Here is a 25,629-nt window from a genome sequence, read left to right on the forward strand (position 1 = left end):
TTGTTCACTAAAAGAGAACTATGAGCCGACTGAATTACCATCATCTCTATTATTTTTGGCAGGTGGCCCGTGGTGGTAACTTGACCGAAACCGCGCAGCGCTTGCATATTTCGCAGTCGGCCTTGTCGGCACAAATCAAGCAATTTGAACAAAGCATGCAGGTACAACTGTTCTCGCGGCAGGGGCGGCGCTTAGTGTTAACCGACAGCGGCTATCAAACCTTAAAATATGCCGAAGATATTTTTAGCCGTGGCGAGGAGCTGGAGCAATTGCTGCTGAAAGGCATGCAACCGCAACACAACCCTCTGCGCATTGGCACTTTAGCCACGATGTCGCGAAACTTTATTGAAAGCTTTATCGCGCCCTTGCTGTTGTCTTCTAATGTGCGTTACAGCTTGTTTTCGATGAATCAAACGGCGTTACTGAATGCACTGGCCGCACATCAATTAGACCTAGTATTAAGCAATATTGCGGTGCAAGGAACCGATAATCAACTGTGGCAGTGTCGTTTGTTGGCACGACAACCGGTGGCAGTGATTGGCCCGCCGGGTAAAGCCTTACCCGAAAACTTGGCAGCCTATCAACAACAGCGCTGGGTGTTACCACCAGTGCATAGCCCGATCCGCACTGCCTTTGATGCCTTGGCCGCACAATACCAGTTGCAACCCGATGTCGTAGCAGAGGCAGATGATATGGCGATGCTGCGGCTGTTAACGCGCGACAGTGGCGCCTTGTCGGTGATCCCCGAGGTGGTAGTAAAAGATGAATTAAAAAATGGCAGTTTAGAGAAATACCTGATGCTGCCAGAGGTGTATGAGAACTTTTACTTTATCACCACCCATCGTGAATTGATGCATCCACAGCAAAGTTTTTTATTAGACGCTTTTGATGCGCAAAGACTATCTTACTCGGCGAATAGCTGATGAATGATGCTTAACTCGTTAGCAGCGGCAGTTCGGATTTGCTGCTCAAGTTCACTAGTGAGCATAGTAAAGGTTGCAACGTCTTCGGCATGCACGCTGGCCTGCTTTAGGTTGTGTTCCAGCTGACAAAGTAGCTGGTGCAGATCGGTTAACCCCACAGTACCAGAAGTGCCTTTTAGTGTATGCACAATGGCTAGCATCTGGGCCCAGTCTTGCTGTGTAATGGCTCGCTGCAAGTCTATTAATTGCTGTGCTAGGTTTGATTCGAAACTTTGCAAGATCCTCTGAAAAAACTGTTCATTATCGGCAAAACGTTGCAGCAAGTTGGCACGCGTTTTTATGATGCGAGGCTGGCTTGGCAGATCTGCCTCTGCGCTGTTTATTGCTTGTTCCATAACGATACGTTTATGGCGGTTAATTGGCAGTTTGTTTAGGTTGTTGCTGTTTGCCGCTGCTGGGCTTCGGCCCGTATACTGAAGTAATGTGCTAATGACGGCATCAATATCAAAGGGCTTGGTCAGGTGCGCATTCATACCGGCTTGCAAGCAAGCGGCTTGATCAGCGGCATACACATTGGCGGTCATTGCGATTATGGGTAAATCAGAAAAACGGCCATCGGCGCGAATGCGCCGAGTGGCTTCAAGACCATCTATGTTAGGCATCTGCACATCCATTAAGACCGCATCATAGCCTTGTTCTGGTGTGCTGCTTTGTAACACTGCATTTACCCCTTCGAGCCCGCCTGTCGCAATATCCACTATGGCGCCTTCGTTTTGCAGTAATTCTTTGGCCACGAACTGGTTAATTTCATTATCTTCGACTAGCAAGAGCCGCAGCCCTTTGAGCTGTTTTGTGCGTTTTGATGGCTTCACTCGTGTGTTCAGCGCAGGTTGTTTACCGGCAAGCACGCTCGCGATCAGTTCAACTAATTGCTTGGGGGTAACGGGTTTCGTGAGCATGGCGGCGTAGGGTATCTGACGGTCTTGCGGTAGGGTGCAAAGGGCTTCACGGCCCTTTGCCGTTACCAGCATAATAATCGGCGGCAAGGCGTGGTCAGTAGATGTGTTGAGTTGTTTTAATGTGCTGAGTTCGCTCAAGTCGGGTAGAGGGTAATCCAGCAGTAGCGCCTGTATGCTTTGCTGCTGGGCATAGCAGCCTGTCAGCTCAGCCTTTGCGGCTATTAACGATGCCGCGGTTAGCACCTTGGCACCATGCTGACTGACCGCCTGGCTTAAGAGCGTCAGAGCTGAAGGGTTGTCATCAATAATTAAAATGTTGGTATCTTTTTCAAACGTTGTTGCTTCAGCTAAGGCTCTGTCGGTATCTAGCGCTAAGTCAATGTCAAACCAAAAGTGGCTACCTTCACCTAAAGCACTTTTAAGCTGTAATTCCCCGCCCATCATCTGCACCATATTTTTACTGATCACTAAGCCCAAGCCACTACCACCATATTGACGTGTGGTAGACGCTTCAGCCTGAGTAAAACCATCAAAGATGCGCTGTTGCTGGGCCGGACTTATACCGATACCCGTATCGATTACACTAAAGCGGATCCGGCAGGCACGATCTTGTGCATGAACTTGTTGTAACTGAATGATGACTTCACCCTGGTGAGTAAATTTAATGGCATTACTCGCTAGGTTAATCAGGATCTGTTGTAGTCGAAGTTTGTCGCCAATAATCCATTGTGGAAGTTCGGGATCGATATCGAACAGCAATTCTACTGTTTTAGTCGCGAGGTTATGCGCCAGAACCACGGCTAACTCCCGCATCAATTCATCCAGATTAAAAGGATGCTGTTCTAATTCTAATTTACCTGCTTCAATTTTTGAGTAATCGAGGATGTCATTGATTAAATGCAGTAGCGACTCGGCGGCAATCTGCGCATTACTGGTATAATCATCTTGCTGCATGGAAAGTTCGGTGGTTTTCATCAGTTGCAGCATACCCAATATGGCGTTCATCGGGGTACGAATTTCATGGCTCATATTGGCTAAAAATAACGATTTGGCTGCATTGGCATCTTCTGCAGCGGCTTTAGACTCTCGTAAGTATTGTTCTAACTCATGTGTAGCAGTGATATCACTGTTTACGCCAATGACTCTAATGGCCCGTCCTTTTTCATCGCGCTGTACATAGGCACCTGCTTGAATGTAGCGAGTTTTTCCACTGGGTAAAATCAGTCGAAAGGTCAGGGTATATTCACCAATACCGGCAACGGCATTGTGTAGGCTGGAGAGAGTGAAAGCGCGATCTTCTGGATGCACCCGAGACTCCCAATGTGCATAATTTAAGCCTTGTTCGCGTAAAGTGATGGGTTGCTCGTACAGCTGAAACATCTTGTCATTCCATTGCAGCACATCATCGCTGATAGACCATTCCCAAATGCCGAGTTGGGCAACTTCATAGGCCAGCGTCAGTTGTTCAGTTTTTGACAATAATTGCTTTTGAATTGATAGCAAAGCGGCTTGTTGTTGTTTTTGTTGAGTAATATCCGTTGAAATACAGAGATAGCCGACAACTTGAGCTTGCACGTTACGCATGGTGGTAACCACCATGGTGATCGGAAAGCGTTGGCCATCTTTACGAATATAATGCCATTCGCCTTTATCTACACCGGTAAGATTAGAGGTGTAAATTAACGTTTGAAAGCCACTAATATGGGTATTGTGGATTTTAGACAGTGAGATAGCATGTGAGGCAATTTCGGTTTGATCATGAAACAATAAAGGTGTGGTTTGGCCGATCACTTCAGACGCTTGATACCCTAATAAGCGCTCAGCGCCATGGTTGAATAGTTGAATTTCTCCTGAGGTATCGGTAGCAATAATGGCAAATTCAGAGGCTGCCGACAGCACATTTTTAAAGAGTAAATTAATTTTGGCCAAATCAGCGGTTCGCTGCTCAACCTGTGTTTCTAAATCTGCGTTAAGTTGTTGGATCTTCGCTTCGGCGGCTTTCTGTTTCGAAATGTCGCGTACAACCTTAGACACGCCAATTACGCGACCCTCTGACGAACGAACGGGTGAAAAGGTTACAGACACATCGATAGATTTGCCATTTTTATGTTGACGTACAACCTCAACATTAGGAATGTATTCGCCCTGCGCGGCGCGTTTAAAAAAAGCCAAGTCGGCGTCGATATCCGCTGGCCTGACAATCAGTTTGTTTAGCGTTTTGCCTATCGCTTCATCCGCTTTAAAGCCAAAAATAGCTGTTGCGCCTTGGTTCCAACTTGTTATATTGCCGTCAATAGTATGACCAATAATGCCATCTGCTGAGCTATGTACAATAGCTGCGAGTTTAGCTTGTTCCGCTTGTAACAAACGCTTATGGGTTAAATTGATATTAATTAACCCTGTTAGTAAGGCCAACAAGAAGGACAGCATTGAGCCAATAATACCGAGTTGTGAAGGTGAGGGCAGTCGCAGTTCTGCGATAAATTGTGGCGTGACTGAGTAATCAAACTGCCAAGTACGACCATAAACTTGGTGTGTTTCCCTGATGGGGTAAAGCCCGATTTGGTTATGTGTCGTATTTTTAAAAAATAGATCAGGTTTTTCGGGATCGGTAATATCAGTTAAATGCAAGATGACCTGTTGGCTATCAATACTTTTATCGGCTAATACCTCTGACATCAAGAGTGCTGCATAGCTCCATCCAAAAGCTAATTCTTCGCGCTCGGCCACTGTTTTTGGTGTAACTGCACCACGGTACATTGGCATCATAATTAAAAAGGATTGTTGAGGTTGACCGCTAGCTTGTACTAAGGTGATCGGCCCTGTTAACCGCACCTCCCCGCTTTGCATGGAAGACAAAGCCGCCTGATAGCGATTATGTTCTGAGGCGATGTCTAAGCCGATAGCCGCGAGATTTCGATCTACCGGTTCAATATATTGGATAACATAGCGCTCGCCTATGTGAGGCGTCAGCTCTTTGATACTAAAACTAGGCCAACCATCCGCTTGGGCTGCTGCTAAAAAGGCCGCCTCTTGCTGGCGTGGTACTCTGCGAATAAAACCAAAACCACGCGCGCCAGGAAATTCGCTATCCACATCTCGGGTTTGACTATAACGATGAAATAGGTCTCGGCTTATTTTTTCTTCATCTATTGTTATTAGTGCTCCACGAGCACCGCGTAATCCATATTGATAAAGTTGAAAACGCGTTAAGATATCTTGTGCTTTTTGTTGCAGTGAGGCTTTGGCGGCTGTATGAATACGTGACTGGTTTGTTTGATGAACTTTATAACTCAGGGTAATACTCAATGCTAGGCTGCAAATTAAAACAAGCAATGACCATTTATTTAATAGCGATTTGTTAAATTTGGGCAACAGAGGCGCTTCCTTTTTTGTTATTTAAGATACATCGTAGCAAGCTTGTCGCATTTTAATGCGCTGAAATAACAAGCATATTAAAGATAGCTTGAGCCAGATTGAAAAGCCACGTTTTAACATGTTGTTTTTGGTTTTAATGAAAAAGCCGAGGGAGAGGTAAAACACCGCTTCCACCATGTGGAAGCGGTGGGTATTTAGCGATGAATCAGGAAATCAGCACTGTCGCGGCGTACTTTTTTCAAGTCAACTAACCAATCAGCACCGGCTTCACGGTAGCCCAATGGCAGTAATATCACCGATTTTAAACCCAGTTCACCTAATCCCAGAATGCGATCAACGTGCTCAGGTTCGAAACCTTCCATTGGCGTAGAATCCACCTCTTGTTCCGCTGCCGCGATCAGGGCGGAGCCTAAACCAATGTAAGCTTGACGTGCGGCATGCTCAAAGTTTTGCTCGGCCGGACGTTGTGGATAATAAGCCAAGAGTTTTTGCCGATAGGCTTCCCAACCTTCGTTTTTAAAACCGCGCTGTTCGTTAACCAAGTCAAACATCATATTAATACGCTCAGGGGTGTAGTTATCCCAAGCAGCAAACACCAATAAATGCGAGCAATCAGTAACTTGTGACTGATCCCACGCCACTTTACGAATTTGTGCTTTTAAGGCGTCATCCGTTACCACTAATACCTGATAGGGCTGCAGGCCACTTGAACTGGCGGATAAACGGATTGACTCCAGAATAATATTGAGCTTTTCAGTGGGCACTATCGCATCGGGTTTCATTTTTTTGGTGGCATATCGCCAGTTAAGTAATTCAAGCGTGTTGGACATGATCATCATTCCTATTTCTATGTATAAGCAGCAGTGGTTTAGGAGTTAGGTACGGCAAGCCTGACTTTCAAGGTTTAGCGCAAACTGTTTTTTTACGTACGCTAGCTTGTTGTAACGGTTTTATGGGCGTGTGCGCTGCGGTGCGTGAGGGCATTTACTGCTATCTACCGTCAGAAAAATGCAGTTGGGCGAATGCAGGCGCGTCTTTACCAAATCTTGACGGTTGTCGCGTTGAGTGCGGGCTGTCGGCACATTATAGTGTCAGCAATTTAAGATCCAGGGTGAAGGAAATACAAAATGGCTTGGCAGAAAAAAACAATGTTCATCGTTGCCTCGGTGTTGGTGGCAGCAGCAAGCGCTTATTGGTTTTGGCCAAAAACTGCAGAGGCGCCGGCTGCAGAGGCTGGGCAACGACCCACTAGTCCTTGGGCCATGCCAGTGCCGGTTCGTGTTGTCGACGCCGAGTTGGCTGACTTACGTGTGCAAGTAAAAGCCATTGGTACGGTGACGCCGCTCAACACGGTGATTGTACAAAGCCGCGTTAGCGGGCCGTTAACCCAGCTGCATTTTAAAGAAGGCGATAAAGTGACCGCAGGTCAGCTATTAGCGGAAATTGATACGGCCGATTATCAAATTCAATTTGCCCAAGCTCAAGGGCAGTTAGAGCAAAACACCGCGCAATTGAAAAATGCGAAGATGGATTTAGATCTGTATAGCAAATTACGCGAACAAAGCTCTATTTCTGCGCAGCAATATAATACGCAACAGGCATTGGTCGCGCAATTAGAAGGCAGCCGCAAGAGTATTCAAGCGCAGTTAGATGCGGCGAAGTTACAGTTATCCTATACCAAAATTCATGCTCCTATTACCGGGCGTTTAGGCTTACGCCGGGTTGATGTGGGTAACCTGGTGCAAGCGAATAGTGCCGAAGGGCTGGTTACCATTACCCAAAGCTCGCCAATTACGGTGGTATTCGCCATTCCTGAAAGCCAGCTGCAACAAGTTCGTAATGCCTTTCGCAGTGGGCAGGTGTTAACCGTAGAAGCTTGGGATCGCGCAGAGCAGCAGCTGCTGAGTCAAGGCGTGCTAACCACTTTAGATAACCAAATTGATGCAACAACGGGCACGCTACGCTTAAAAGCCGAGTTTAAAAATGAACAAGAAGAGCTGTTTCCAAATCAGTTTGTTAATGTGCGTTTAAATGTTTCGGTGCAACAAGGGGCTATTACGATCCCGCAAGATGCGGTGCAATATGGCTCGGCCGGAACCTATATTTACACCATTGAGCAAAATCGTGCACAAATTCGTCAAGTTACCCTAGGGGCGGTCGATAATGGCAAAGTGGCCATCACCGCAGGTTTACAGCCGGGTACGCCCGTGGTGCTGGAAGGCTTGGATCGTTTACGGCCAGGTCGTGCGGTTGAAGTGATAGAAAATGATGGCTCGGTTAAAGAAGCAAAACCCGTAACTGAGCAACCAAGAAGACGTCCGCAGAGGGCGCAATAATGAACCTTTCCAGCCCGTTTATTCTTAGACCGGTTGCTACCTCGCTGTTAATGCTAGCCATTTTAATTGCTGGCGTGCTCAGTTGGCGGCAGCTGCCGGTAGCAGCATTGCCTCAGGTTGATTATCCGATCATCCAAGTATTTAGTTTTAACCCGGGCGCTAGCCCAGACATTATGACGCGAACCATTACCGCGCCGCTTGAGCGGCGCTTGGGGCAAATTCCTGGTTTAAAACAAATGTCGTCTAGCAGCTCGGCTGGCGCGTCGGTTATTACCCTGCAGTTTGCTTTAGTGGTGGATATGGGCGTTGCCGAGCAAGAAGTCCAGGCGGCGATTAATACTGCTTCCTCGTTATTGCCATCGGATATGCCGACACCGCCGATTTACCGCAAAGTGAATCCAGCTGATGCACCTATCTTAACCTTAGCCATTACCTCGGCAACCTTACGTTTACCGCAAGTCTATGATTTAGTGGATACGCGTATGGCACAAAAGTTAGCGCAATTACCGGGCGTCGGTATGGTTAGCCTCGCCGGCGGACAGCGCCCTGCCATCCGGGTTAAAGCCAATCCTGCGGCATTAGCCAATATGAACTTGAGCCTAGAAAATTTGCGTCAAGCTATTGCTGCAGCCAATACCAATCAACCGAAAGGCAGCTTTGACGGCCCGTTTCGTTCAACCTTATTAGATGCGAATGATCAAATTAACGACACCGCTGAATACGAGAACCTGATCATCGCTTGGCGCGATAATTCGCCGGTGCGTTTACGTGATGTCGCCAGTATTGAACAAGGCGCTGAAGATCGCTTTTTAGCCGCGTGGGCCAATGAGCAACCGGCGGTGTTACTGAATATTCAGCGTCAACCGGGGGCTAACGTCATTGAAGTCGCCGATCGTGTGCGGCAACTCTTGCCGCAATTAACCGCGACCTTACCTGCCGCAGTTGATGTGATGGTGTTAACCGATCGAACGCAAAGCATTCGAGCGTCGGTACGCGATGTGCAAAAAGAACTGGTTTTTGCTGTGTTTTTGGTGATTTTAGTGACCTTTGTGTTTCTGCGTACCATACCGGCAACCATCATTCCTAGCTTAGCTGTGCCGCTGTCGTTAATTGGTACTTTCGCGGTCATGTTGTGGTTAGATTTTTCAGTGAACAACCTGACGTTAATGGCACTGACCATTGCCACCGGCTTTGTGGTCGATGATGCCATCGTGATGCTGGAGAACATTGCGCGCCACCGTGAAGAAGGCGCTTCGCCGCTGGAAGCGGCACTAAAAGGCGCGAAAGAAATTGGTTTTACCCTGATTTCATTGACCTTCTCTCTAATAGCGGTGCTGATCCCTCTATTGTTTATGGCCGATGTAGTGGGGCGCTTATTCTTTGAATTTGCCGTGACCTTAGCGGTGGCCATTATGATTTCGCTAGTGGTGTCGCTCACTTTAACGCCGATGCTCTGTGCGCGTTTGCTAACCAAAATGCCAGCGCATGATAACCCGAATGATTTAATGCAGCGGGTGATCCAGCGTTATGGTCGTGGTTTGCAATGGGTGTTGCGCCATCAACGGCTGGCGCTGGCAAGTTTAGCCGCTACCGTGGCGTTAACCGTGGGCTTGTATATGGCGGTGCCCAAAGGGTTCTTCCCGGTGCAAGATAGTGGTGTCATTCAAGTGATCACCGAAGCGCCACAGGATGTTTCTTTTCAAGCGATGGCACTGCGTCAGCAAGCTTTAGCCGAAAATATGCTGCAACACCCAGATGTCGCTAGCTTATCGTCGTTTATTGGTGTCGATGGCAGTAATAGCAGTATTAACAGCGGTCGTATTTTACTGAACTTAACGTCGCACAATGAGCGCTCGCAATCTGCCGTAGAAATTATCCGTGAGCTGGAGCAGCAAGTGTTAGATGTCCCCGGGATTAAAGGCTGGTTTCAGCCGGTGCAGGAACTGAGTATTGAAGATCGGGTTAGCCGCACGCAATATCAGTTTACGCTTAGTACACCTGATTACGAGACCCTTAGCCAGTGGCTTCCCGAGCTGGTTGAGGCTTTACAGCAACAACCTGAGCTCTCTGAGGTGGCGCACGATCTGCAGCAGCAAGGCTTACAAGCCTATATTGATATTGACCGCAATGCCGCTGCGCAATTGGGGTTAACGGTGTCACAAATTAGCTCAGTGTTGCAAAGTGCTTATAGTCAGCGGCAAATCGCCACCTTGTTTACGCAAAGTAATCAATATCGGGTGGTGTTAGAAGTTGACCCTGCACAGGTGCAAGGGGTGGACGCGCTTGATAAGTTGTATTTAACCAATAGCCGAGGCGACTCAGTACCCCTAGCGGCAGTAGCGAAGGTGAGTCAGCGACCTACCCGTTTGCTGATTAACCAGCAAGGGCAGTTCCCGGCCGTGACCTTATCTTTTAACTTAGCCCAAGGGTATTCACTCGGTCAGGCGGTAGCCGCGATCGAGCAAGTGCAGCAACAACTGCAACTGCCCGCTGAAGTTGAGCTGAGTTTCCAAGGTGCAGCAGAGGCCTTCCGTTCTTCTTTGGATAACACGCTATGGTTAATTCTTGCGGCTATTATCACCATGTATATCGTGCTGGGGATCTTGTATGAAAGCTTAATCCATCCCGTGACCATCTTATCAACCTTACCTTCTGCCACCGTCGGTGCCTTATTGGCGTTACTGTTAACAGGGCAGCCGCTCGATTTGATTGCCGTTATCGGTATCGTGTTGTTGATAGGTTTGGTTAAAAAGAACGGCATTATGATGGTCGATTTTGCGTTAGACGCGCAGCGTAATCGCGGCATGACTCCAGCCGAAGCCATTTATCAGGCTGCTTTACTGCGTTTTAGGCCGATCTTAATGACCACCTTGGCAGCCTTGTTTGGCGCCATCCCGCTGATGCTTGCCAGTGGTTCAGGTGCTGAGCTGCGCCAGCCGTTAGGTTTAGTGATGGTGGGGGGGTTATTGGTTAGTCAGGTATTAACCCTCTTTACCACGCCGGTAGTGTATTTATGGTTTGACCGTATGTTTGGTCAACGCCAAATTAAACCAAGTGCTGAGGTGGCACCGCTATGAATCTGGCGCAGCCTTTTATTCAGCGGCCGGTGGCCAGTGCGTTAATCGCGACGGCGATTTTGTTAATGGGCTTGTTGAGCTGGCGCTTGCTGCCAGTGTCTCCACTACCGGCTATCGATTTTCCGATGATCGTGGTCACGGCCAACTTACCTGGTGCCAGCCCCGACAGCATGGCGGCTACGGTTGCGACGCCGTTAGAGCGCGCATTAGGCAGCATTTCAGGTATTCGCCGCATCAGTTCGTCAAGTAGTCAGGGCGCTACGCAAATTCGTTTAGAATTTGAGTTAGATCGTAATGTGGATGCCGCGGCCCGTGAAGTACAGGCGGCCATTAACGCCTCGCGTGGCCAGTTACCCGCTGGGATGCCTGGCAATCCGGTTTATCGCAAGTTTAACCCATCGCAAGCGCCGATTATGGCGTTAGCTTTGAGCTCTAGTCATTTGGCGGGCAGCACGCTGTATGACAATGCTTCAACGGTGTTGGCGCAAAAGTTGGCGCAAATTACAGGGGTGGGTGAAGTCGAGGTCACGGGCTCGTCGCTACCGGCGGTGCGGGTGCAACTGAACCCCGGTATGCTGGCGCATTATGGAGTGGCGTTAGATGAAGTGCGCAGCGCCATTAATACGGTTAATGCCTCAGTACCCTTAGGTGTATTAGAAACGGATAGCCATCGCTGGCAATTGGCCACCAGTGAAACCTTGCGCCGTGCGGCGGATTATCAAGATTTAATTGTTAAATATACCGATGGCGCGCCGATCCGTTTATCTGACGTAGCCATTGTTAGTGACTCGACGGAAAACCGCTACAGTTCGGGCTTTCATAACGATAAAGACGCGGTGATTTTAATGGTCAGTCGGCGCAACGGTGCCAATATAGTCGAAACCGTTGATGCTATTTACAACGAACTGCCTTTACTGCAAGCCTTAACGCCAGCCGGTGCCGATTTAGCGGTGGTAATGGATCGCAGCCCGGTGATCCGTGCCACGCTTTTAGAAGCGCAATGGAGTTTAACACTGGCCGTTATTTTGGTGGTGTTGGTTGTTTGGGCTTTTTTAGGCAATTTTCGCAGCGCGTTAATCCCCAGTGTGGCGATCCCAGTGTCATTAATTGGCGCTTTTACCGCGATGTATTTGTTTGGGTTTTCATTGAATAACTTATCGGTGATGGCGCTAATCGTCGCTGCCGGTTTAGTGGTTGATGATGCCATTGTGGTCGTCGAGAATATTCGTCGCCATCTTGAACGCGGTTTAGCGCCGTTACAAGCGGCAAGGCAAGGCGTAGCTGAAGTGGGCTTTACCTTGTTAGCGATGAATTTGGCACTGATTGTGATTTTCCTGTCTATTTTGTTTATGGGGGGCTTAGTTGAGCGGTTATTCCGTGAGTTCTCTATTACGTTAGTGGCGGCGATGGTGATTTCATTACTTATTTCGCTGACCTTAACGCCCAGTATGTCAGCATTATTGTTGCGTAAACCCACTAAGCAACAGGCCACCTCCGGTTTCTTTTGGCGTTTGCAGCAAGGATATCGGCACAGTATTGATGTTTGCTTACGGCATTATCGCTGGTTATTGCTGTTATTAGTGTTGTTATTTGCCGCCAGCGCTTGGTTATATGACAAGGTGCCATCGGGTTTATTACCAGAGCAAGATACTGGCCAGTTGAATGGGTTTGTTCGCGGCGATGATGGCGCGTCGTATCAAATGATGCAGCCAAAAATCGAAGCTTTTCGCCAGTATGTCTTGCAAGATCCTGCCGTGGCTGACTTAATCGGCTCGGCGGGGGGGGATCGCGGTGTCAGTAATTCGCAAATGCGCGTGCGGTTAAAGCCGCTTGCAGAGCGCCAAGTGTCGGCTCGTGCTGTGGTGGATCGGCTTCGAGCCAATGCGCCAAAAGTGCCTGGCGGCATTCTGTTTATGAATGTCGATCAAGATATTCGTTTATCCTCACCCTTCAGCCGCAGTGACTATGAAGTGCAGTTGTTATCAGATGATTTAGATTTGCTGCGAAAATGGGGCAAGGTTGTCGGCGAAAAACTGCAAGAAGTCCCTGGGTTAGTCGATGTTGATACCCCCGGTGGTGAAGATGCACAGCAAATTGAGTTAACCATTGATCGCGAAGCGGCGCAGCGGCTCGGCGTGGATATGCGCACGGTGGCCACGGTGCTGAATAACTCCTTTTCGCAACGACAAGTTGCGACCTTGTATGATCAGCAAAACCAGTACCGCATTGTGATGGAGCTGTTACCCGGTTATACCGCTCAGCCCGAAGTGTTGCAGCAGTTACAGGTAATTACCAATGATGGTCGCCTTGTTCCTTTAGCGGCTATCGCCAGCTATCAGTATGGTTTAGTTAATGACCGGGTGCAGCATGAAGGACAATTTGCCTCGGTAAATATTGGTTATGGTCTAGAAGAAGGCACCACTATGGAGCAAGCCTCTATAGCGATTGAGCAAGCTATGGCAGAAGTGATGTTGCCCGGGGCTATCGTGGTGGTCAGTGGTGAAAACCAGCGCAATGCTATTTTTAAAAGTAGCGATCAAACCTGGTTGGTGATTGCGGTGGTTGTGGCGGTGTATCTGTTGTTAGGCATTTTGTATGAGAGTTTGCTACAACCGATCACGATTTTGTCTACCTTGCCTTGTGCTGGCTTAGGTGCCCTGCTAGCGCTGTATTTAACTAATAGCGATTTTAGTTTAATTGCCCTGTTAGGGCTGTTTTTGCTGATCGGTATTGTAATGAAAAACGCCATTTTGCTGGTCGACTTTGCATTGGCCGCCGAGCGCAATCAAGGTTTGGCACCAATCGAGGCGATTGCGTTAGCGGCGCAGCAGCGGTTACGGCCAATCTTAATGACCAATTTCGCCGCTTTATTAGGTGCGGTGCCGTTATTATTAGGGGTTGGTGAGGGGTCTGAGTTGCGACAACCACTGGGCATCACCATCGTGGGCGGCTTATTAGTCAGTCAATTATTGACCTTGTACACCACGCCTGCGGTGTACTTGTTGTTGAGCAAGTTTCGCCGTGCACCGCGTGCTGAAAGCGCTTCGCCATCTGCAGAGGTGTCGCTGAAATAACTTAGCAAGTTTCAACGTTAAAAATCGTCAGGCCGCACTGTAGCATAAAGCGCGGCCATGACATGACGAGTGTTAGTTGGTTACCCGATAGCACTCGTCCAATTGGCTAAAACCAAAGCCGGTATTTTTCTTCACCCGCAGTTGGGTGGGAATACGCTCTTTCATCGCTTCTATATGGCTTATCACGCCAATCATTTTACCGGTAGCATTGAGGTTATCCAGCGCATCTAAGGCGATATCCAGCGTTTGTGCATCTAAGGTACCAAAGCCTTCGTCTAAAAATAACGAGTCGATGCTGGTTTTATGGCTGACCAGATCCGATAGCGCTAAGGCCAAGGCTAGGCTGACTAAAAAGCTTTCACCGCCCGACAGCGTTTTCGTATCGCGTTCGCTATCGCCTTGCCAGGTATCTTGCACGGTTAACGACAAGCCGGCTTGTTCTTTTCGTTTCAGTAAATAACGACCATGCAGTTGTCGCAGCTGATTATTCGCCAAATACACCAGATTATCCAGCGTCAGGCCTTGTGCAAAACGGCGGAATTTATCGCCACTGGCCGAACCAATCAGCGTATGCAGCTGGGTGATTTCATCATAGCGTTGTTGCTGCGTGTTAATGTCAACTAATAAACTTTGCTGCCGCTCTCGTAATTGTTGCTGCTGATTCAACTGCTCTTTTAGCTGACCTAAGCGTGACAACAGTTCGGTTTGCTGTTGGCTAAGTTGTTGTCGAGTTGCAGCCACCTCGGTCGCACTGACTTTTTGCCACGCCGAGGCTTGCTCATGTTCGAGCAGTGCTTGTAATTGCTCGTTAGCTTTTTGCAATAAGGTATTAGCGCTTTGCCACGTTTCTTCAAGTTGCTGCTTTTTACTTTGTAAGTGGCTGCGCTCTGCTTCGGGTAATAAGGCGGCAAGAAAAGCGGCTTCATGAGCAAAAGGGCTAAGCTGCAGGCTATTTTGCCAAGCGGTACTTTGCTCATTAAGCTGTTGTTGCAGCTGTTGCTGGCGCTGCTGTAAGTTGTTTAGCACACTGCTGAGTTCGGTATGGCGCTGTTCCACTTGGCGATATTGCTGTTGCTGTTGTTGCCATAACTGCTGAGCGTGCTGCAGTTGTTGCTGCAGCGTGTGCCGTGCTTGGCTGACGACTTGCTCGCCAAATAAGCTGTGCCGTTGCGCTTTTAGCACTTGCAACTGCGTGGTTTGGCGCTTTGCGACGTGTTCAGTTTGTTGTAGTTCCGTGCTCAGTGTACTGATTTGCTGCTGTAGAGCCTGTTGTGCCGCCGTGCTGCTGGCTAAGTTTTGTTGTCCTTGCTGCTGTTGTTGTAGTGTCTGTTGATACCGCTTTGCATCTTGCTGTTTTTGCTCTAGCCAAGTAGGTAGCTGCTGCAGTGTGCCCTGATAGCCTTGGGCGCTAAGCTGACTTTGTAGCTGCTGCTGTTGCTGCTGTTGGTCGTGTTGTAGCGCCGTTTGTTGTTGTGCTAATTGGCCTTGACGCTGTTGCAGATTAAGGTGTTGTTGTTGCAGTAAATTGAGCTGGTGTGCTTTTTGGGCTTGCACTTGCTGCTGTTCGATCAGGCTTTGTTGTGCCTGAGTGACCGCTTTTTCAGCCTGGCGTAAAGCCGTTAATTGCGCATTGGTCAGCGCTAATTGTTGCTGTAAGCTTTGGCTTAACTGTGGCAAGGCTTGCGAATCGTTTATTTCTAACGTGACGTCCAGTGCCACGCAGTGCTGCTGCCATTGCTGCTGCGTTGCGCTAATGAGTTCGGCCAATTTACTGAGGCGAGGTGCTTGTGCAGCCAGCTCTGCCGTGCATTTATCTAAGGCTTCGCGGCTTTGTTGACCCGCCAATAAAGTATGTTCTGCTTGTTGCTGCGCCTGTTGCAACCGCGCTTGCGTATCGGGCAGATCTAATGGGATCGCCGCGGCAGGGTGTTCGCTGGCACCGCACAGTGGGCAAGCTTCGCCGGCAACAAGCTGTTGGCGATAGTACGCTAGCTGTTCTTCTTGACTAATCAGTTGCTGCAAATCGTCGACTTGTACTTTATGCCGTTGATATTCATCCAAGAGCTTGGCGCGCGCGGTAGTCAGCTGCTGCTGTTGAGTGTGTAATTGTTGCTGCGTTGCTTGTAACTGCTGCTGCTCTTGAGTGGCCTGCCAATACTGTTGCTGGCAATTTTCTGCTTGATGCAACCTCGGCCAGCGCAACGTAAGCTGTTGCAGTTGTTGCTGTAAGGTGGCTTCATCAGCTTGTTGTAACAGGTGTTGCCATTCGTTTTGCCGTTGCAAGTGCTGCTGTTGCTGGGCTTGTAGGGCCTTATCATGTTGCTGCAAGGTGTGTTGTTGTGCTTGTAAGCTGCTTTGCAGTGCCGTGCTTTCTCGCTCAATTTTCTGCTGCTCAGTGGCTAATTGATTCAGCTGCACTTGGCTTTTTTCAAGCTGGCCAAGCGCCTGTTGCCAACTGCTAAGATAACGATTGATCTCGGCATCGGTCTGATGCTCTGTCAGGTAACGTGCGGTAGTGGTGAGTTGTTGTTGCAGCAGTTGCAGCTTTTGCTGCAGCTGGCGGTCATCCGCTTGCATTTGTTGTAATTTTTGCTGCAGACTATCTAAACGCTGTTGCTGGGCGCTTTGTTGTTGCGCTAGGCCGTCGATTTGATGATCTAACGGCACTACCTGCTCATTGAGCAAGGTTTCTTGCTGTTGATTTTGCTGTTTAGTGTGCTCTAAAGCCTGCTCGGCGTGTTCAAGCTGACTGCGCTGCTTTGCTAAATCTGCGATAGTAAGCTGTTGCTGCTGCTCTGTTTTAACCAGTTCACTGCTTAATGCCTGTAAATCATCACGACTTTTTTGTAATAAGCTAAAGGGGGTGCGTAAGCGCTCAGCCGGTTCACTTTGGCTAAGCTTAGCCAGATCCGCTGCGGCATCGTGCAGTGCTTGTTGCGCCTGTTGGGCGCGGTTGGCTTCGAGTTGCTGCTGCTGTGTAGCCTGCTGCTGTTGCTCCCACCATTGTTGATGTTGCTGCCAAGCGCTCAGTTGCTCGCTCAGTAAGGCTTGCTGGGTGCTGACTTGGTGCTGCTCTTGCTCAATAGCCGTTAGCTCATCAGCGCTTAACAGCTGAAATCCCGCTAATTTGGCCTGTAATTCTCGTAAATCTTGTTTGGCTTGGGTGTAGTCATCATGCACACGCTTCGAGATCAAACCGTAGATTTCTGTGCCGGTAAGCTCTTCTAACAACTCGGCGCGCTCACTTTCATTGGCATTTAGAAAAGCGGCAAAATCGCCTTGTGATAACAGCATGGATTTGGTGAAACGCGCAAAATCTAAACCTGTGATGCGTTCAATTTCTTCGTTTTTAGGTCGCACCTGATTGGCTAACACTTTGCCGCTTTGCACTTCAGCCAGCTCGACATCGGCTGGCTGTAAATTGCCGTCGGCTTGGCCACGAGCTCGGCGCATACTCCAAAAGGCGCGATAAGCAATGCCTTTTACTTCAAACTCCACTTCTGCGATCGACTCGGCACTGCCGCGTGTCATAATTTCATTGGAAGTTTGGCTAATCGGGCCTAAACGGGGTGTTTGATGGTAAAGGGCTAAACAAATCGCATCTAATAAGGTTGTTTTTCCGGCGCCGGTTGGCCCGGTGATCGCAAATAGCCCATTTTCGGCAAAAGGCGATTGGGTAAAATCGAGCTTCCATTCACCTTTTAATGAGTTGAGGTTTTTCAGCCGTAAAGTCAGTATTTTCATCGGCTCTGCTCCTGCTGCACGGCGGACAGTACCGCTAAAAAGCGTTGCTGCAGTTGCTGTTGCCGCTCAGTATCTTCAATAGATTCAATTGCTAAGCGCTTAGCGAATACTTGCTCAGGTGTCAGCTCGGCCAAGGTTTCTTTTTGCTGCTGTATTAACGCTTGGCTAGGCGCAGCGCGTTGTCGGCGTACCAACAATACCTCGACAGGCAAGCCTTCGCACAGTTGTTGTACGCGCTGCTGTAAATCAGATAAATAATCTTGGGTGGCAATTTCCAAACAGAGCCAAACGGGCTTACTGTGCTGTTGTTGTGCAATGGCGGCCAGTTGCACGGCCAGAGTGTCAAGATCTCCCTTAATCACCTGCATGGGTTGAAACAGCGGTACATCAATACAGCGAATCTGTTGGCGCTCGCGGCCGTTAAACTCCACCAGCACCACTTGTTTGGTTGTACCCAGCTCGTCAAAGCTCAAGGGTAATGGCGAGCCGCTATAGCGAATATGTTCGGTTTTCGCCACGCGCTGCGGCCTGTGAATATGCCCCAGCGCAATATAATCGGCCGGTGGGAAACCCTCTGCGGCAAAACCCTCTAAGGTGCCGATATAAATCTCGCGTACACTCTCGCTTTTACTGACGCCAAGCGCCGTTAAATGGCCCGTGGCAACAATGGGAATGTTTAGTTGCTGCTCTTGCCGTTGTTGTTCGGCGAGTTGAAATAGGTGTTGGTAATGCTCGGCAATGGCATTGGCGAGTGCTTGGCGCTTTTGCTGGCCGGTGTCGCCGGCTTGGCTTTGCAGCACATCTTTAGCTCGAATAAACGGCACCGCACACAGCAAAGCGCCCGGTTGACCTTGTTTATCGTTAAGTAGAATCACTTGTTGTTCAACAGGCAATTCGGTACTGGCTACCACATAGGTATTTAAACAGGCGAGTAATTGTCGCGATTCATTAAGTACCGCAACCGAGTCATGATTCCCGCCTAACACCACCAGCGTACATTGGCGTTGTTGCAGTTGCACAACAAACTCGTTGTAAAGCTCTCGCGCATAGCTGGCCGGAGTGGCGGTATCAAATACATCACCGGCGATAATCACCGCGTCAATCTGTTCGCGACTGATTAGGGCCAGTAGCCACTGGATAAAAGCGTGGTGCTCATCTTTACGAGTTTTAGTAAAAAAACTTTGGCCTAAATGCCAATCGGAGGTGTGCAGGATTTTCAACCAGGCGTCCTTTGCAAGTTAAACGTGTCGCCGAGTTGCTAGCATGTGTTTAAGCGTGCGGCGACTGATTCAGTAGCAGCTGCCGAAATTGCTCAGCGGGTACGGCTTGACTAAAATAATAGCCTTGATAGTAATCACAGGCCATCTCTTTTAGCAAGGCCAACTGCTCGGCTGTTTCAACGCCTTCAGCCAATACATCAAAATGTAGCGTATGCGCTAACTCAATGATCGCTTTACTGATTTGTCGGTCATCGTCATTGTCGGTGATGTTATCAATAAAGCTGCGATCGACTTTAAGAATATCCAGCGGCAAGCGTTGTAAATAGGCTAAGGACGAATAGCCTGTGCCAAAGTCGTCAATGGCAAGGCGAATACCGGCAGCACGTAATTGTTGCATCGTGCGAATAGCGGCATCTTTATTGTGCATTAACGCGGTTTCTGTGACTTCTAACTCAAGTAAATGGGCGGGGAAGCCAGTAGCGAGCAGGGTGGAGATCACTTGTTGCTCGAAGTCACCTTTACTAAATTGATGCGCCGAGACATTCACCGCTAACTTCACTTGAGGTAAGCCTTCCTCTAACCATTGTTTGCCTAAGAGGCAGGCTTGCTCTAACACAAAATGGCCAATGGTATGAATTAACCCGCAGTTTTCCGCCACGGGAATAAAAAGCTCTGGTGAAATAAAGCCTTGCTCGGCATCTTGCCAGCGGATCAGTAATTCTGCGCCGATGATTTGACCGCTTTGAATAGCTACTTGCGGCTGAAAGTAACATTGTAATTGTTGCTGACTAATCGCCAGGCGCAACTTAGTTTCCAGCTGCAAGCGTTGCCGTGCTGTCGAAGTCAGTTGGCTGCTGAAAAAGCTGTATGTGCTGCGACCTTCCGCTTTGGCTTTGTACAGTGCCGCGTCAGCACCTTGCAATAATGATTCAGCGTTATTGTGATGCTCAGGGTACAAACTAATGCCAATAGACGCGGTTATAGTGACGGCAATTCGTTCAGTTAAATTTGCCGGTTGTTGTAAGGCTTGCAGCAGTTCTAACGCAAAGCGGGCGGCATCTTCTGTGTGGGGTAAGTGCTCGATCAGAATCGCAAACTCGTCGCCCCCCAGACGCGCCAAGCTATCGGTGTCTCGACAGAAAATTTTAAGTTTTTCACTGACGTTTTTTAACAGTAAATTGCCGACACTGTGGCCATACGAATCGTTGATGGTTTTAAAATTGTCTAAGTCGATTATCAATACGGCTAATTGCAGCTTTTCGCGCCGGGCAACCTTAATGGCTTGTTCTAAACGCCCCGTAAAAAATTGGCGATTGGGTAAGTGCGTAAGGGGATCGTACTCTGCTAAAAAAGCTAATTGCGCTTCTTGTTGCTTGCGTTCAGTCAAATCGATATCTATGCAGTAAATGCGCGGTTTATTATCTGGGTCGAAGATCACCGCGTGTGACGAGTATACGCTGACCAGACTGCCATCTTTGCGTTGTAGCTGTAATTCCTCTGCTGACAGGGGGTTGCCAGAATGTGCCATTGCTTGAATAGCGGCTTTTACATCGTTATGCATTGGCTGGGGAATAATTAAATCCAGTAAGTTACGGCCAAGCGCTTCTTGCTTACTATAGCCATACACTAATTCGCTGCCTTTATTCCAGTAAAGCGTTACGCCATGTTCGTCATATCCCTGTACCGAGATATTGGGCATGCTATCGAGTAAGGTGCGAAAGCGTTGTTCGCTTTCTTGCAGTTGATGTTGTGCGTGTTTTATCGCAGAAATATCCTGTACGACCGAGATAAAATAAGCCGATAGATGCGGTTGTGGCGGTAATAAAGCGACAGATAAACGTACCCATAAAGTGTGGTTATTTTTAGTGATGTAGCGTTTTTCAATGGAAAATTGCTTGATGTCATTGGCTAAAATCTTTTCTCGCAAACCTTGGTCAAGTAATAAGTCATCAGGGTGCGTGATGTGTTGAAACGTCATGCTTCTTAATTCGTTAGCGCTGTATTCCAGCATACGGCACAGCTCTTGATTAACCTTAATGAATTGCCCATTAACATCGACATAGGCAATACCGGTTGCAGCATAGTCAAATGCCATATGACTCAGGCGTTTTGATTCAGTCAGCGCCATTTCAAATTGCAGTCGCTGTTTTAACAAAACCCAGGCGAGAATGGCGGTCAGCAGCACGTAGACAAACCCTTTATAGGTTTGATAACGGGTGAGTAAAACCGGATCGCTAACGATGGACGCTAAAAACACATCGCTAAACTCGATCCAAAGCAAGCCCAATAGCAAATAGATCGCTGCCCCCAAGATAGGGTAGTAAGGTAGTTTGCTCAGTTTGGATGCCGTTGGATTCATGTTAATTCCATATTTTCAGCGATAAACAGCGTCTGTGTTATGGCGAAGATGAGTATTAAGCATAGTTGAACTTGCTGGTATTCGAAACGAGCAGGGGGGCAAATAGCGGTTTTTGTTGCGAATTAAGGTAAATAAAGCACACAGCGGCACGAAGCCGCTGTGTAATAGGTGTACTTAGAACGCGTAAACCAAGGTTAAAGAGGTTTGCGTGTCGGTACTCTTTTTATCGGCAGTGACATCAGAGTCATTTTGTACTAAAAAGGCGGCTTTCATCTGCATAGCACCATTCACTCTGGCACTGAGTGCGGTTTCAGCGATAGTCCGCGTATTTTCGTTACTGATTTCGACGCTGAGTGTTTGTGAAAAAGAGGCAGATTCACTGATGGTCCATTTAAATTCCGCAGCACCACGGGCCAGCAAGCCATTTTCTGTTTCGTCAGTAGATCGGCGGGCGTTGTAATAACCCGGACCGATTTCTACATCCAGCGTCTGGTTTTCCAGATCCATTAAACGGGTACCGTAACCGGCTGCGATGGTGGTGTATTTAGTGTAAGCACCAAATTTATCATCGGTATACGAACCTAACACAAACAAATTATCGTGTTCATCACCGATTTTGTAAGCCCCTTTCGCGGATACCAGGTAGCGTTGCGCTGACCGTTCTTTCTCTCTGTTACCATCAGCATCAACTTTTTCATCTTCTTTAAAGAACGCGCTGAAAATATACTGATTGCTCCATTCTTCCAGCTCTTGTCTGGCATCAATTTTACCGGTAATAGACGTACCTGCTGTATTACCTGTAGTGGTAATGGCGCCAAGCTCTGCTGAGGTTTTCCACACCTTTTGCTCTTCCTCTGGCGCTTGAGCTTGCGCGGCACCCGCAAATAAGACACTTAACGTTGCGGCTACAGTGAATAGTTTCATGTTTACTCCTTTGTTTCTTGTTTAAGATGAACGTCCATTTGCGGGAAGGGAATACCAATACCGTGTTCATCAAAGGTCAATTTTACTTTTTCAAGCGTATCCCAATACACACCCCAGTAATCAGCACTATTCACCCAAGGGCGCACAATAATGTTAACTGAAGAGTCGGCTAACTCAGAGACACGGATGTTGGGCGCCGGCTCAGCCAAAACACGCTCATCATTTTTGATGATGTCTTGCAGTAGGTTTTTCGCTTTTAATAAATCAGCGTCATAGCTGATACCGATCACTAAGTCGACACGGCGCGTGGCCTCAGCAGAAAAGTTCGTGATATGACTACCGGTGATTTTGGCATTAGGTACGATGACGCGTTTGTTATCTGGCGTTTTCATGGTGGTTTGGAAGATTTCAATTTTATCTACAGTACCGGAAATACCACCGGCATCAATAAAGTCACCCGATTTAAATGGGCGGAAAAGAATTATCAACACGCCAGAGGCAAAGTTAGCCAGAGAACCTTGTAATGCTAAACCAATCGCTAAACCGGCAGCACCTAAAATAGCGATAAACGAAGTCGTTTGCACGCCAACTTGCGATAGTGCCATCAAGGTTGTGGCAATAATTAAAACGGCATACACAATGCTGCTTAAGAAGGAAACAACGGCCTTATCAATACTGCGTGATAACAAGCCTTTTTCAATTAATCGTTTGATACCGCGAGCAATAATACGGCCTACATAAAAGATGAAGATAGCAGCAATAAGCTGTATGAAATATCCGAGTAAAACCTCATGATTTTGTTGGAATAACTCGTTGATTTGTTCCATGTAACACTCCTTTGAATTTTTTAGCAGGGTGTGTGATGAGGTTTCTAAACTATGCGTGTTGCTGACGGTAAATCCGGAAACCTCAGCAAACGTTGGTGATCATACCATAAAGCCTTGTACCCTTAGATGACAAATTACAAAAAAGAGCTTGGAGCCATGCGAGGTTTTTGGTTAAAATAGCCACTTCAGCGGTGATTGTAGCTCAGTTGGTAGAGCCCCGGATTGTGATTCCGGTTGTCGTGGGTTCGAGCCCCATCAGTCACCCCACTTATTTTCCTGCCTTTGTGATTACCTTACTTTCTCAGTGTTGCCCAGCTATACTGCAGTTTAATTAGCACGCCAATGGTTCCTTGTGGTATGGATTTAACTCAATTACAACAGCAACTCAGCCAACCTAACTTAGCACCAGTTGAAAGCTGGGATCCGCCATTTTGTGGTGATTTGCCGTTGTTAATTACTGCCGATGGCCAGTGGTTATACCAAGATAGCCCTATTCAAAGACCGGCCTTAGTGCGGTTATTCGCGTCGGTTTTACTCAAGCAGGATAACGACTATTTTCTACAAACACCTGCTGAAAAAGTCCGCATCCAGGTGGCAGACGTGCCTTTTTTAGTAACGCAAAGTCATTGGCAACAGGCTGTCTCAGGCCCAGAGTTATGGCTAACCACTAACATTGAAGATGCTGTGCCACTCAGTGCGGCTTATCCTTTACAGATCCAATATTATGCTGGGCAGCAATTACCTTACTTGCAGTTGTGGCGAGGGTTATCCGCCAGATTACATCGCAACTTATATTATCAATTATTGCAAGAAGCCAAGATGGTCACTCAGGGCAAGCACACCCGTTGGCTGATTAACAGTGGCGGTGTTGATTTTGTGTTAGCTGAACTGGCGAATAGCGACGAGTTGAGCGGTTAATCGCATATTCTGGCTAGATACCGCAAGCGCATTGCTTGGTTTGCTCCGGCAGCCCATAGTTTCAATAACAGGGCAACAAGCTAATAATGTTAAGAGGATAATAACCATGATAAGACTCTCTCTACTGGCACTGGCGACACTTTGTGCTATGCCATCGGCCTTACAGGCGGCAACAACCTATATTCACGCTGGTAAATTGATTACTGCCGAAGATAAACAGCCTTTAACAACACAAACCATTATTGTCGTAGACGATAAAATTAGCGCCATCGTTGCCGGTTACCAACAGCCCGGTGCGGAAGCGACTGTGGTGGATTTACGCAATCACACGGTTATGCCGGGTTTGATGGATATGCATACACATTTTTCAACGCAATTAAGTGCAACCTCTTACAGCGATTGGAGCCGGTTGAATGAAGCCGATTTTGCGCTTCGCGGCGCGGCGTTTGCTGAAAAAACCTTAATGGCCGGGTTTACAACAGTACGTGAGTTGGGCGATAGCCATCAGGTAAGTATTGCGCTGCGCAAAGCAATTGCTCAAGGTTACGTTAAAGGGCCGCGTATTTTTGCTGCAGGTAAATCATTAGCCACCACCGGTGGACACGCTGATCCTACCAACGGTTTAGCCAATGCGTTATTGGGCAACCCAGGCCCTACTGATGGGGTGCTAAATGGCCCGGTTCAAGCCCAGCAAGCGGTTCGTCAGCGTTATAAAGAAGGCTCAGATCTGATTAAAATCACCGCAACCGGTGGGGTATTAAGTGTGGCAAAAAGTGGCATGAACCCTCAATTTACCGTTGAAGAGTTAGCTGCTGTGGTGCAAACCGCGAAAGATTACGGCATGAAAGTCGCTGTGCATGCTCATGGTAAAGAAGGGATGGAGCGAGCGATTATTGCTGGGGTGGATTCGATTGAGCATGGTACTTACATGGATAAAGACACCATTGCCCTGATGAAAAAACACGGTACCTATTATGTGCCGACGATCAGTGCCGGTAAATGGGTGCAAAATAAAGCGCAAATCGACGGTTTCTTCCCTGAAATTGTTCGGCCTAAAGCCGCCACCATCGGGCCACTCATTCAGCAAACTTTTGCTCGGGCCTATAAAGCTGGGGTGAATATTGCCTTTGGTACTGATGCGGGTGTCGGCGCGCATGGCGATAATTGGCTAGAGTTTGTTTATATGACCGAAGCTGGTATGCCGGCGTTAACGGCGATTCATAGTGCAACGATTGAAGGCGCAAAATTACTTGGCGTTGAGCAAGAGCTTGGCTCGATTAAAGCTGGTAAGATTGCCGATATCATTGCTGTTGCAGGCGATCCTCTGCAGGATATCAAGCTGATGCAAAACGTCAGTTTTGTGATGAAAGCAGGGCAAGTATATAAGCAGTAATCAGTAAATTGCAGCAGGCTTAGACCTGCTGAAATCTTGCTAATAATTTGCTAACGTCAGCTTCAATCTCGCTTTTAAGGTCGATTTCTGCTTGTTGGCGAATTTTATCTTGTTGCTTCGTAAGCTTTTTATCTTGCTCTTTCCGAGCTTGATGTGTCGGCATATCACGAACAACTAAATACATCTTATGCAAAGCCGGATAGTGCACAACGGGATCCGGCTTGTCTTTCTCGGGCCAATGATCGAGTAGCACCCAAAGGCGTAATGCGCCCTCGGAAAACTCGCATTGTTGCTCCAGCATTGCTCGGCTAATCAACACGATACTTTCATGCAGGTAGCGTTTTTTCTCTTGCTGTTTCTGCTCGAGTTGCTGTTGCTCGAGTTGTTGGCGCTGGGTTTGTAACTTGACCTGCCACAATAGCTTACCGGCATAAAAAGCCAGTACGGCAATAATGCCCACACCTAACACCAACATACTTGCCCATAATAACGTCACG

At 48.0% G+C, this 25,629-nt stretch carries 14 protein-coding genes and 1 tRNA gene; 7 read left to right on the forward strand and 8 right to left on the reverse strand.

What is annotated here, in order from left to right; all coding sequences use genetic code 11:
• The first annotated feature begins 20 nt into the window (after nucleotides 1-20).
• Nucleotides 21-923, forward strand: coding sequence for a LysR family transcriptional regulator (locus ACUJFL_RS01630; protein WP_445425907.1), 903 nt, complete (start codon nucleotides 21-23; stop codon nucleotides 921-923).
• On the opposite strand, the gene ACUJFL_RS01635 is transcribed toward ACUJFL_RS01630, so the two are convergent.
• Both ACUJFL_RS01635 and ACUJFL_RS01640 read right to left on the reverse strand, forming a co-directional pair.
• Nucleotides 905-5,257, reverse strand: coding sequence for a CHASE domain-containing protein (locus ACUJFL_RS01635; RefSeq protein ID WP_445428296.1), 4,353 nt, complete (start codon nucleotides 5,255-5,257; stop codon nucleotides 905-907). The genes ACUJFL_RS01630 and ACUJFL_RS01635 overlap by 19 nt on opposite strands.
• Nucleotides 5,258-5,454: 197 nt before the next feature.
• The gene (locus ACUJFL_RS01640) at nucleotides 5,455-6,090 is read right to left on the reverse strand and encodes an NAD(P)H-dependent oxidoreductase (RefSeq protein ID WP_445428297.1); all 636 of its coding nucleotides are present in this window, start codon (nucleotides 6,088-6,090) and stop codon (nucleotides 5,455-5,457) included.
• A gap of 297 nt (nucleotides 6,091-6,387) precedes the next feature.
• Between ACUJFL_RS01640 and ACUJFL_RS01645 the strand changes: the two genes are divergently transcribed.
• The 3 genes from ACUJFL_RS01645 to ACUJFL_RS01655 are packed head-to-tail and all read left to right on the forward strand — an operon-like array spanning nucleotide 6,388 to nucleotide 13,747.
• Complete coding sequence (locus ACUJFL_RS01645; protein ID WP_445428298.1) at nucleotides 6,388-7,596, forward strand: efflux RND transporter periplasmic adaptor subunit; 1,209 nt, start codon at nucleotides 6,388-6,390, stop codon at nucleotides 7,594-7,596.
• Complete coding sequence (locus ACUJFL_RS01650; protein WP_445428299.1) at nucleotides 7,596-10,673, forward strand: multidrug efflux RND transporter permease subunit; 3,078 nt, start codon at nucleotides 7,596-7,598, stop codon at nucleotides 10,671-10,673. The genes ACUJFL_RS01645 and ACUJFL_RS01650 overlap by 1 nt, the downstream gene beginning before the upstream one ends.
• Complete coding sequence (locus ACUJFL_RS01655; RefSeq protein ID WP_445428300.1) at nucleotides 10,670-13,747, forward strand: efflux RND transporter permease subunit; 3,078 nt, start codon at nucleotides 10,670-10,672, stop codon at nucleotides 13,745-13,747. Before ACUJFL_RS01650 ends, ACUJFL_RS01655 begins: the two co-directional genes overlap by 4 nt.
• 72 nt (nucleotides 13,748-13,819) lie before the next feature.
• On the opposite strand, the gene ACUJFL_RS01660 is transcribed toward ACUJFL_RS01655, so the two are convergent.
• From ACUJFL_RS01660 to ACUJFL_RS01680, 5 genes are all read right to left on the reverse strand, one after another.
• On the reverse strand, nucleotides 13,820-17,491 hold the full coding sequence (locus ACUJFL_RS01660) for an SbcC/MukB-like Walker B domain-containing protein (protein ID WP_445428301.1): 3,672 nt from the start codon (nucleotides 17,489-17,491) through the stop codon (nucleotides 13,820-13,822).
• On the reverse strand, nucleotides 17,488-18,711 hold the full coding sequence (sbcD, locus tag ACUJFL_RS01665; RefSeq protein ID WP_226750562.1) for an exonuclease subunit SbcD: 1,224 nt from the start codon (nucleotides 18,709-18,711) through the stop codon (nucleotides 17,488-17,490). Before sbcD ends, ACUJFL_RS01660 begins: the two co-directional genes overlap by 4 nt.
• Before the next feature lie 49 nt (nucleotides 18,712-18,760).
• Complete coding sequence (locus ACUJFL_RS01670) at nucleotides 18,761-21,070, reverse strand: sensor domain-containing protein (RefSeq protein ID WP_445428302.1); 2,310 nt, start codon at nucleotides 21,068-21,070, stop codon at nucleotides 18,761-18,763.
• Nucleotides 21,071-21,244: 174 nt separating this feature from the next.
• Entirely contained in the window at nucleotides 21,245-21,994 is a 750-nt protein-coding gene (locus tag ACUJFL_RS01675; RefSeq protein ID WP_226750560.1) for a DUF481 domain-containing protein, read from the reverse strand.
• A gap of 2 nt (nucleotides 21,995-21,996) precedes the next feature.
• Nucleotides 21,997-22,821: a mechanosensitive ion channel domain-containing protein gene (locus ACUJFL_RS01680; protein ID WP_445428303.1), complete on the reverse strand. Its 825-nt coding sequence runs from the start codon at nucleotides 22,819-22,821 to the stop codon at nucleotides 21,997-21,999.
• A 191-nt stretch (nucleotides 22,822-23,012) separates the two neighbouring features.
• Between ACUJFL_RS01680 and ACUJFL_RS01685 the strand changes: the two genes are divergently transcribed.
• The 3 genes from ACUJFL_RS01685 to ACUJFL_RS01695 all read left to right on the forward strand — a co-directional run bounded on the left by ACUJFL_RS01685 (nucleotide 23,013) and on the right by ACUJFL_RS01695 (nucleotide 25,132).
• Nucleotides 23,013-23,088 (forward strand) — tRNA-His (locus tag ACUJFL_RS01685).
• Nucleotides 23,089-23,178: 90 nt separating this feature from the next.
• A complete protein-coding gene (locus ACUJFL_RS01690; RefSeq protein ID WP_445428304.1) occupies nucleotides 23,179-23,739 on the forward strand; it encodes a DUF1285 domain-containing protein in 561 nt (186 codons plus the stop codon).
• 106 nt (nucleotides 23,740-23,845) lie between these two features.
• Nucleotides 23,846-25,132: a metal-dependent hydrolase family protein gene (locus ACUJFL_RS01695; RefSeq protein WP_229586249.1), complete on the forward strand. Its 1,287-nt coding sequence runs from the start codon at nucleotides 23,846-23,848 to the stop codon at nucleotides 25,130-25,132.
• Nucleotides 25,133-25,151: 19 nt separating this feature from the next.
• Here the strand turns inward: ACUJFL_RS01695 and ACUJFL_RS01700 are convergent, their stop codons facing one another.
• Nucleotides 25,152-25,628 carry a DUF2489 domain-containing protein gene (locus ACUJFL_RS01700; RefSeq protein WP_445428305.1) on the reverse strand — a complete coding sequence of 159 codons (477 nt, stop codon included), beginning with the start codon at nucleotides 25,626-25,628 and terminating at the stop codon, nucleotides 25,152-25,154.
• Between the last annotated feature and the right edge of the window lies 1 nt (nucleotide 25,629).

The sequence above is a fragment of the Alishewanella sp. HL-SH05 genome, assembly GCF_052655985.1.

Coding starts and splice junctions, on each gene's coding strand:
- ACUJFL_RS01630 (WP_445425907.1), top strand. CDS start 21: ATGAGCCGACTGAATTACCATCATCTCTATTATTTTTGGCAGGTGGCC.
- ACUJFL_RS01640 (WP_445428297.1), bottom strand. CDS start 6,090: ATGTCCAACACGCTTGAATTACTTAACTGGCGATATGCCACCAAAAAA.
- ACUJFL_RS01645 (WP_445428298.1), top strand. CDS start 6,388: ATGGCTTGGCAGAAAAAAACAATGTTCATCGTTGCCTCGGTGTTGGTG.
- ACUJFL_RS01650 (WP_445428299.1), top strand. CDS start 7,596: ATGAACCTTTCCAGCCCGTTTATTCTTAGACCGGTTGCTACCTCGCTG.
- ACUJFL_RS01655 (WP_445428300.1), top strand. CDS start 10,670: ATGAATCTGGCGCAGCCTTTTATTCAGCGGCCGGTGGCCAGTGCGTTA.
- ACUJFL_RS01660 (WP_445428301.1), bottom strand. CDS start 17,491: ATGAAAATACTGACTTTACGGCTGAAAAACCTCAACTCATTAAAAGGT.
- ACUJFL_RS01670 (WP_445428302.1), bottom strand. CDS start 21,070: ATGAATCCAACGGCATCCAAACTGAGCAAACTACCTTACTACCCTATC.
- ACUJFL_RS01675 (WP_226750560.1), bottom strand. CDS start 21,994: ATGAAACTATTCACTGTAGCCGCAACGTTAAGTGTCTTATTTGCGGGT.
- ACUJFL_RS01680 (WP_445428303.1), bottom strand. CDS start 22,821: ATGGAACAAATCAACGAGTTATTCCAACAAAATCATGAGGTTTTACTC.
- ACUJFL_RS01690 (WP_445428304.1), top strand. CDS start 23,179: ATGGATTTAACTCAATTACAACAGCAACTCAGCCAACCTAACTTAGCA.
- ACUJFL_RS01695 (WP_229586249.1), top strand. CDS start 23,846: ATGATAAGACTCTCTCTACTGGCACTGGCGACACTTTGTGCTATGCCA.